10 protein-coding genes and 2 pseudogenes are annotated in these 8303 nt (G+C 61.6%); 3 read left to right on the top strand and 9 right to left on the bottom strand.

What is annotated here, in order from left to right; translation table 11 throughout:
- Both NKH49_RS34055 and NKH49_RS34050 read left to right on the top strand, forming a co-directional pair.
- Positions 1-191 (top strand): DUF2130 domain-containing protein (locus NKH49_RS34055; RefSeq protein ID WP_352930010.1); only part of this gene is annotated, 191 nt, incomplete at its 5' end.
- A gap of 223 nt (positions 192-414) precedes the next feature.
- Positions 415-881 (top strand): annotated as a pseudogene (locus NKH49_RS34050) (Ros/MucR family transcriptional regulator).
- 100 nt (positions 882-981) lie between these two features.
- On the opposite strand, the gene NKH49_RS34045 reads toward NKH49_RS34050, so the two are convergent.
- The 9 genes and pseudogenes from NKH49_RS34045 to NKH49_RS34005 all read right to left on the bottom strand — a co-directional run.
- Positions 982-1566, bottom strand: coding sequence for a DUF309 domain-containing protein (locus NKH49_RS34045; RefSeq protein WP_352930008.1), 585 nt, complete (start codon positions 1564-1566; stop codon positions 982-984).
- 328 nt (positions 1567-1894) lie between these two features.
- Positions 1895-2356, bottom strand: coding sequence for a DoxX family protein (locus tag NKH49_RS34040; RefSeq protein ID WP_502907993.1), 462 nt, complete (start codon positions 2354-2356; stop codon positions 1895-1897).
- 96 nt (positions 2357-2452) lie between these two features.
- A complete protein-coding gene (locus NKH49_RS34035; protein ID WP_352930005.1) occupies positions 2453-2932 on the bottom strand; it encodes a tetratricopeptide repeat protein in 480 nt (159 codons plus the stop codon).
- A gap of 31 nt (positions 2933-2963) precedes the next feature.
- Positions 2964-3935 carry an MBL fold metallo-hydrolase gene (locus tag NKH49_RS34030; RefSeq protein WP_352930002.1) on the bottom strand — a complete coding sequence of 324 codons (972 nt, stop codon included), beginning with the start codon at positions 3933-3935 and terminating at the stop codon, positions 2964-2966.
- Between the two features lie 96 nt (positions 3936-4031).
- Positions 4032-4259 carry a DUF680 domain-containing protein gene (locus NKH49_RS34025; protein WP_352929999.1) on the bottom strand — a complete coding sequence of 76 codons (228 nt, stop codon included), beginning with the start codon at positions 4257-4259 and terminating at the stop codon, positions 4032-4034.
- A gap of 49 nt (positions 4260-4308) precedes the next feature.
- Positions 4309-4554 (bottom strand): DUF680 domain-containing protein, encoded by a 246-nt coding sequence (locus tag NKH49_RS34020; RefSeq protein ID WP_352929996.1) that lies wholly within the window; start codon positions 4552-4554, stop codon positions 4309-4311.
- 388 nt (positions 4555-4942) lie between these two features.
- Positions 4943-5785, bottom strand: a complete 843-nt coding sequence (locus NKH49_RS34015) for an anti-sigma factor family protein (protein ID WP_352929993.1) — start codon at positions 5783-5785, stop codon at positions 4943-4945.
- Positions 5782-6324: a sigma-70 family RNA polymerase sigma factor gene (locus NKH49_RS34010; protein WP_352929990.1), complete on the bottom strand. Its 543-nt coding sequence runs from the start codon at positions 6322-6324 to the stop codon at positions 5782-5784. The genes NKH49_RS34015 and NKH49_RS34010 overlap by 4 nt, the downstream gene beginning before the upstream one ends.
- A 1093-nt stretch (positions 6325-7417) precedes the next feature.
- Positions 7418-7543: pseudogene (locus tag NKH49_RS34005) on the bottom strand (ABC transporter permease); the annotation flags it as partial.
- A gap of 405 nt (positions 7544-7948) precedes the next feature.
- On the opposite strand from NKH49_RS34005, the gene NKH49_RS34000 reads away from it, so the two are divergent.
- The coding region (locus NKH49_RS34000) for an MBL fold metallo-hydrolase (RefSeq protein WP_502907992.1) at positions 7949-8303 on the top strand (355 nt) is incomplete at its 3' end.

The raw sequence follows: 8303 nt of genomic DNA, 5'->3' as shown, positions 1-8303 counted from the left end.
AGGAGGACCTGGCCAAGGAACGCAAGGCCACAACACGCCTGTGGGCCAAGCGGGAGGCTCAAATACAAGGCGTAATCGAGTCGACCGCGGGGATGTACGGCGATTTGCAAGGTATCGCTGGAAAGGTGATGCAAGAGATTGAGTGCTTGGAGGTTCTGGCCATCGAAGCATCTATGCCCGATGCCGAATAGACAATCGGCATGCAGCTCAACAGAAAAACGATTGGCAATCTGGAACGGCTTGCCAGACGAACAGGGGACGGACCAACACGCGCACGACGCGGGATGCGTTGCCATGACCGCTGTGCAGAACAGGCATCGCAATAGTGCCCAATGCATTCGTTGCGTTTGGCCCCACCGCCACTACGAAACGAACAATTTCGCCGACTGTCTTTCAAGCCGCCAGGAGAGTTTCGTGACAGAAAAAGCTGAAAACAATGCCGACAACCTGATCGAACTCACTGCCGACTCGTCTCGGCCTATGTCTCGAACAATCCGGTTCCGGTCGGTGACTTGCCGGCCCTCATCAGTCAGATCCACGCCGCATTGAAGGGCACCGGCGGCGGCGGTGCTGCGCCGGATAAGTCCGGGGCTCTCAAGCCTGCCGTGCCGATCAAGAAATCGGTCACTCCGGACTACATCGTCAGCCTTGAGGACGGGAAGAAGTTCAGGTCGTTGAAACGCCATCTCGCGACCCACTACAACCTGACGCCCGACGAATATCGCACCAAATGGGCCCTGCCAGCGGACTACCCGATGGTCGCGCCGAACTATGCCGCAGCGCGCTCGGCATTGGCCAAGACGATGGGGCTCGGCCGAAAGCCGAAAGAACCGGAAAGGGCGGCGCCGGTGAAGCGGACGCGCAAGAAGACCGCGGCCTGATTGCTGCAGATCCATCGGCCTATGTAGCCCGGACACAAAAAGGCGGGAGTAACCCGCTTTCCACAGGCGAAGCTGGTTAAACGGTACCAAGGGTTGCCGATCAGACACTCTCAAGTTTTGGTGCGAGAATAAAATCGAAAACGGGCTCGGGCTGGTCAGGCTTTGGCTCTGGCAAAATGGCCCGGGAAGTTACGGCCGCTTCGGCATATTCTGCAAGCGCGGCAGGTGTCATCCCGAGCGCGGTCTCAAAGAGCCGGCTCGGCACCGTCACCACCTGACGAAAAAGCGCGGCAGCTCTTGTGGCATGGCGCACGGCAGCGACCCGCTTTCCTTCGCGTATTTTTACCCCGGCCGCCGCCAATAGGATCAGTCCCTTGAAGAACAGGCGGTGCTGGGTGCTTCGTTTCGCAGCGTGCCAAAGAGGCTCCCAAGCCTCATGGGCTTCCCAGTAATAGCCATGGTTGAAAAGGTCGATTCCCCATCGAAAGACGTCCGAGCCTAACGCTTCCCCGAGGGCGACGGTCACGGGATCGTTTCGGTAGCTATGGCCCAAGGGATCACGTACCGGATGCGGATGTTTGCCAGGCAGGTACGCATAGGTCGGAAGATTCTTTTCGGGCAGCAAGCGAGAACGAGACATCGGCCCAGCAAGCATGAAAAGCGCGTTGATGGCAATTGATGTCACATGGGAACTGGCACTCGTCAGAGCTGAGGCCTTGAATGGGATGAGTTCCGGTTTCTGGAGATTTCCCTCCCAATTCCACACTGCCTTTTTATGCGACTCTCGAAGCACATATCATGAACATGGGATGACGGGTATTGGGTTCGAATTCGCAGCCAGGGGTCAGCTTCGCGCCCCAAATCGGCCGGTAGGGGCGGTCCTATCCGTGCCGATAAGCGGACCTCGATGGACGAACGCCACGAGCGGCTTGCACCATGAGGGGTCACCCGAGCCAGTTTGTGGGGTGCCGATCGGGCGGGGGGTTGATATGAGACCAGGCGTGTTGGCCGATTTAGAATGGAAGCTTGATATCGCCTACCGATAGAGGGCTACCGGGAGCTATGAGCGCGGCAACCGTCTCTCTGTCCTGTTGCCGGCGCTTCACCAAGCCTTTCAGCACCCTGTCGAGGCATATCGTCCCGCCGCCGGCGACTGCCAGGACGAACATGCCGCCGGCTATGGCCAGGTCCTTTTCGAAATGCAGCAGTTCATTTTGACTGGCGAAATTGGTGTGGAACAGCGCTGTCGTTGCCAGACAGAACAGGCCAAGTGAAACCGCTGCCAGGCGCGTCAGCAAGCCGAGGCCGACGGAAAGACCGGCTCCCAGTTGCAGCGCTATGGTGGCCACGAGAAGCGGCAGACTCACACCAAGAGCTGCCATGGATTTCGCGGCACCGTCGAAATGGGTCGCCAGCTCAAAGCCTTCATGCACGAAGAGCAGGGAGAGCAGCAGGCGGCCCGCCAGCAGGGTCAAGTCGGTGAGATGTAGTTTCGAGGCGGTTTGTGTCCTTGTCACGATTGGCTCCAGGTAAAGGGGAAAGAGCAGGCGCCTTGCGGCACCTGCCTGACTTCATTTGGTCACTTTGGTGTCGATGGCCTTTTGCAGGTCGGCCCGTTCCTCGCAGCCTGCGGGGCAGAGCTGCGTCAGCGATGCCAGCTGCTCCCTAGCCTTGGCCATGTCGCCGGTCTCGACATAGAGTTCGCCGAGATATTCGCGCGCGGCCTTGTGGTCCGGCTTCAGTTCGAGCGCCTTGGTGTAGTAGGTCAGCGCGGTCGTGTAGTCACCGGTCTTGCGCAGCGTGAAGCCGAGCAGATTGTAGACGTCGGCCTGCTGTGTGTCCTGTGCGAGATCACGCAGATCGGCCAATGCGCCCTTATAATCCTTGGCGTCGATCTTGGCCTCGACGGCGGTGAGGTCGGGCGCGTCGGTGCCTTCGATGTCGTCGATCGCAAAGGCCGGCATGACTGTCGCGGCGGGAACTACAGTCAGTACGGCAACGGCCCCGAGCAGGCCGAACAGGGCGTGCCTGTTGAAGAGGGAAGGTTTCATTGTCTTTCTCGCTTTGTGGGGATTGGCGCGCTTAAATTTGCACGGGGGTGAAGCCGTACGCATTGCCGTCCTTGACGAAGGTGCCGGTTCCCGGGAACGGGAAGTGCGAGCCCGAGATCCGGATGTTGTCGGCAATCACGCGGTCGATCAGCTTGTGGCGCGTGGTGATCGCCGTCGGCCCGTCCTGGTCGTAGCTGCCTTGCCACTCCGGATGCGGCGCCAGCAGCGCCGGCACATACATCGTGTCGGCCGAGACCATGATCTGATCCTTGCCGGAGTTCGCCAGGTAGACCGAGTGGCCGGGCGTATGGCCGGGCGCGGCGATGATCTGGATGCCGGGCGCGACTTCGGCGCCGTCCTCGACCAGCTTCCAGTTCTTCCATTTCGGGAAGTTTTCGGCGATGCGCTTGCCCGCCGGCTTGCGCCCTTCGGGCAGCTTTGCCAGCCGGCCGGGATCGGTCCACCAATTATATTCGGCGGCGTTGACGACGAGTTCGGCGTTCGGGAACACCGGCGCGCTGGTGCCCTTTTCCATCAAGCCCCAGACGTGGTCGGGGTGGAAATGCGAGATCATGATGGTGTCGATGGTCTTGTAGTCGATGCCGGCGGCAGCCATGTTGGCCGGCAGGTGGGTGGCATTGGTCTGCCATTGGCCGACACCCGATCCGGCATCCATCATGATCAGCTTGCCGTTCATCTTGAGCACGACGACGGTGAGCGGGATGGGCATGAAGTCTGTCGTCAGGCCGGCCTTGGCAAGGGCGGCCTTGGTGTCCTCGACGGTGACATCCTTGATGAAGGCCGGATCGTGCGGCTTGCGCCAGATGCCGTCATAGATGGCGGTGATCTCGATATCGCCGACCTTGGATTTGTAGAAGCCAACGGTCGGCTCCACCGGTGTCTCGGCCAATGCGGGACGGGTAAATTCCAGCTTTCCAGCGAGGCCGAAAGCGGCAGCGGCGGCCGCGGACCCAAGCAATGTGCGACGTGTCATGTTGAACATGATGATCTCCTGTGTGAAGCAGTGAGGGGATGGCGGAGAGCCGGGCGTGGCCCTCCGTCGTGATTGCGGAACTGTTGTGGTCCTGGCCCTAGAAACTCAGTTGCCCCAGATGCCTTGGCCGTACTGAGCCGGCACGCTGGCATTGGCGTCACCCTGTACCTTTTCGGACTTTCGGATCGAGCCGGTGTGCGACGTGTCGATTTTTGAAACCGAACGGCTGGCGACCAGCTGGCTGGAAGTGTTCGACTCGTAGTGGTCGCTGCCGGCGAAGGCCGTGCCAGTGGCAACGAGGATGGCGGCAGCGGTCAAGACGATCTTTTTCATGTCGCTGGTTCCTATTTGTGAGTGGGTGAGAGAGTGCTCGGAGGCGCGTTCAGCGACCCCAGATTCCGTCGTTGTTATGCCGGGTGATGATGTCGTGAACCGACCCTTGGCTCGGCCAGGTCGTCACCTTGGTGTCGACGCCGTCGTGGCGCCGGGTGTAGGGAATGGAAGCAGTGGCATTGGTGTCGACGGTAGCGACCGGCTGGTTGAAATTGTTGGCCCCATTGTCGCTGCCGGCCAAGGCAGCGCTTGAGGCAAGCAGCATGGCAGCCACGCTGAGAGCGAGCTTGGTCATTTCGGGAGGTCCTTGTTTCGTTTCTTGGTTGCGTGCCAGGAAATTGGCCCCGCTGATAACAAGACCCGGGAGGGCTTCGCTTTATTCCCCAGTGGCGCGAAATTCTTTTGGAAGTCCCGAGATGAGGGGGGTGGCGGTCGCCTGGAACTGGGCCAGCCGACGCCGCACGACAGATGGCGGCGCCAATGAAGGAAGGAATGGTGGAAAACTACGGACCTGCTCGGAGCCCGCGTGCGGGTTTCCCGCTTCGTCAAATCAATAGGTCATTGCAAGCGCGCGCGTCGCGTCCGAAGTCGGCACCATGCTGCTGCCATGGCCCATCGGCCCACGTAGGGTCTGCGCCAGCGGTGGTGTCGCATTTGATAAGCAGAGGTCTGACGGTTGGCTATCAGCCCGTCACGACAGCAGCGCGGAAGCGCGCCACGAAATCGTCGAGCTCCGGCCGCTCCATGTCAGAAATCGCCCAATAGGAGAAGGCGCCGTCGCTCCATTGCACCAGTGAGAAGCCGCCCTCCGAGAGATCGACGGGGTCGGTAACCGCACCGGCGTTTTGAGGCTCGGCGACAAGGGTGATCAGATGTTCGCGGTGGCGATACACCAGCGCCGGCACCGCCCGACCGCCGATGACCTCGACCCTACCACCGATGAGTGCAAATCCGTCCTTCGCCATATCTGGCGCCGGTGGCGAAAGGCCGAGCCTTGCGTCGAGCCAGGGCTTTACCGTGTGCCGGTCCGACGAGACGACATCCACCGGGCTGGTCGCCAGCAGGCTGCGCTGGTGGCCGCTGGCTACCCCTGCGGCAAAGCTGTCGGTTGCACCAGGCTGCATCGCCCATTGCGTGGCGCCGCTGGCCAGCACCGCGCTGATCATGATCGACGCCGCCATGGCGCGCCAATCGAATGATCCGAAATTGCGCGTCGACCACCTGGTTCGAGCGGGCTTCCCTTGTGCCGGCTGCGCTTTGGGTCGCAGCACTTCAACGTTACCGACTGCGGCCATGGCTGCGATGCGCGCGCTGAACGAGTCGCTCACCTGTGGCTTCGGAAGCGTGGACACCGCCCCTAGCAAGGCCATCACGCGGGCATGTTCTGCCGCCAGCTTGGGATCGGCGGCGATGCGGCGCTCGACAGCCATTGCCGCAGCGGCATCGAGCTCGCCATCGACCAGTGCATGCAGCATCAGGTTCATGCCTGCGGCGTCCTCGGGCAATCCATCATTGTGCGCGCTCATTGCGCCCTCCCAAGGTCAGAGATCAGCAGGCCGCGCGCCCGCGCCAGCCGCGACATCACCGTGCCGATCGGCACGCCGAGCATCGCCGCAATATCGCGGTAGGCGAGGCCATTGATGTCGCGCAGCACGAGCGTCTCGCGGAACGGTTGCGGCAGGGCGGCGATCGCCGCCTCCAGGGCCGCCCTGTCGGCCTTGGCAATGAGGCTAGCCTCCGGGTTTTCGCTGTCAGGTACATCGGCTGCGTGAGCGGCGCTCACCTCGTCGAGGTCGCTGAGATCGCCCACCGAGACGATGCTGCGGGGGCGGTTGCGCGCCAGCCATGTGTAGCACGCGTTGCGGACGATGGTGAGCAGCCAGGCTCGCGCATTGCCGCCGGCATAGCCGGCGATGTTGGCATGTGCCTTCATGCAGGCGTCCTGCACCACATCCTCCGCGTCGGTGGCATTCCCGGTCAGCCAGCGGGCCAGCGAAAGCGCGTCAGCGAGATGAGGCATTACCACTTCGCGGAAGCGGTCGTCCTGCGCATTGCTGCTCAGCATCGGTACACCGTCGTATGCGCCTTGCCTTGAGCTCGTGTACGCATGGGGCAAGGATGGTTCTGCCTTGCGAGCGAACCCGGCAGGAATATGCCGGGTCGCCAGCTGCGGTGAATGGGAAGGCATATGTCTCATCGATGTCTATCACACTGGACCACAATGATGCATCCACCCGAATCCGCTCTGGAGCACGAACTTTGCCGCATTCATGGTTAGGACCTTGACCGCGGCGCCAAGGCTTTCTCGATCCGCCCGGCGGAAGATCTTACAAGGACAGGCGCGGAGCGAGCCGGCCACGGAGCGAAACCCCTTTGCGCTCCAGGCATCTCGGGAATGGTTTGGCCGCTGCCGTCGTGCTCGTCAATGTAGGGGTTTGCAGTGTAGTGTTCCTTCAAGGTCAATCAGCAGCGTATGCATGGAAGACCAGGCAGGCGCCGGTTTATTCCCAGACATCGCAAATTTTTTCACGGCAATGTGATTGGCCGGAGCGAATCCAGCCTTGAAGGCACTCTGCCCGGCAGTCCGGTCCAGACTGCCAAAATTCGGATATCTTGGAGCGCTGGCACGGGCGCCGCCACGGTTCTGGCTGTTAGCCGAAAGCCAAGTTTCTGCTCCCTCGGCCATTGCGGCAGCCAGCCGATAGACGCGACCTCTACAACCTGAGGGGACTTCGTCGCCGCCCATACGGTGAGCCGACGATGCCTATGCCGTCAAGAGTCTGTTGGGCCCTAGCACTCTCTCGACGGATACGGGCCAGGCTCATGCCGTCAGCGGCTTCAGGCACCGATGACGTGACTGCTTTAATGATGTCCGGTCCAAATGCCGACAGACCCGCTTTCGCCTTTCCCGATGAGTTTCGGGCGCCAGCAGGCGTACGAAAGACCCCGAGGAAGGGACCCGCAGGCCACAGGCGATGGGCTATGCGGATTTTCGATTTCGGCCCAAAGCTGTCGGACGGCAATGCGCCTCATGTCAGACGCTAGAGCACCTTCTTGTTTTGCCTGTAAGCAGACATTCGATCGACTGGGGCGATAGTCGACTCTTCCATGGGTCCATTTGGACAACCGCTATCGCGTGTGGTCCGAGGGGGCCTGAAGGCCCGCGCCTGCCCCTGCAGGATCGTCATGCCGCCGAACCGCCAGCCGCCGAGCAGGACGCGCAGTGGGCGCCATGTCGCGAACACTGCCACCGCCAGCGCGACCCAACCTTTGCCGGCGGCCAGTCTGATTTCTCCTTAAGCAGTCACCAAAGCAGTCATCCCGCCTGCGGCCGGACGGCCGCCGCGAGAGCGGCTTATGCGGCTGCGAGACCGGCAGCAGGATATCTAAGAGTCGCCGATGATCACGCTTTACGATTACGAGCCGTCCGGCAATTACTGCAAGTTGCTCAGAGCGGTTATTCCCTGCTCGAAGCGGTCTCTTTCGACGTTTGCGGGAGATCATCCGCCCTTGCAACGGTCGGTCATGGACCTTCGCATTGCCTGACCGATACTTCCGTTTGATGGTCGCGCAGGCCGCGGCGGCGCAACCTCGTGTGCAGACGCCGTGTGGCCGTCCGCCAATCCACGGGGGCCAGCGGCGGAGGCGGCCGCTATGGCCGTGGCAAAGGCGATCAACAGGAGACAAACATGAGCACAAACATGAACGTGGACGACATTTCCGCTCGACCGGGGCCCGACGAGCTGGTTCCGTCGCGCTACGCACTTAAGATCGGCGAGATTGACGTGCTCGTGGTCAGCGATGGAATCCTACCAATTCCAGCCCCGACTATCGCATACAACGTCGACCCGGCCGTCCGGACAGCCTGGCTGGAGGACGAGTTCCTCTCGCCGGAGACGCTCGAGTGGCCGCTGAACGTGGCTGTGGTGCGCAGCGGCGACCAAACCATACTCGTCGACGCTGGGCTGGGGGCGGACCCGGAGTTGCACTTGCCGCGGGCTGGGCAGTTGATCCATCGACTGAAGGCCGCCGGCATCGATCTGG

Origin of the sequence: Mesorhizobium sp. M1088 (genome assembly GCF_040318575.1) — a bacterium.
Lineage (GTDB): Bacteria > Pseudomonadota > Alphaproteobacteria > Rhizobiales > Rhizobiaceae > Mesorhizobium.
The sequence above is the reverse complement of the archived record's forward strand: the minus strand, read 5'-3'. Positions and strand labels throughout refer to the sequence as shown.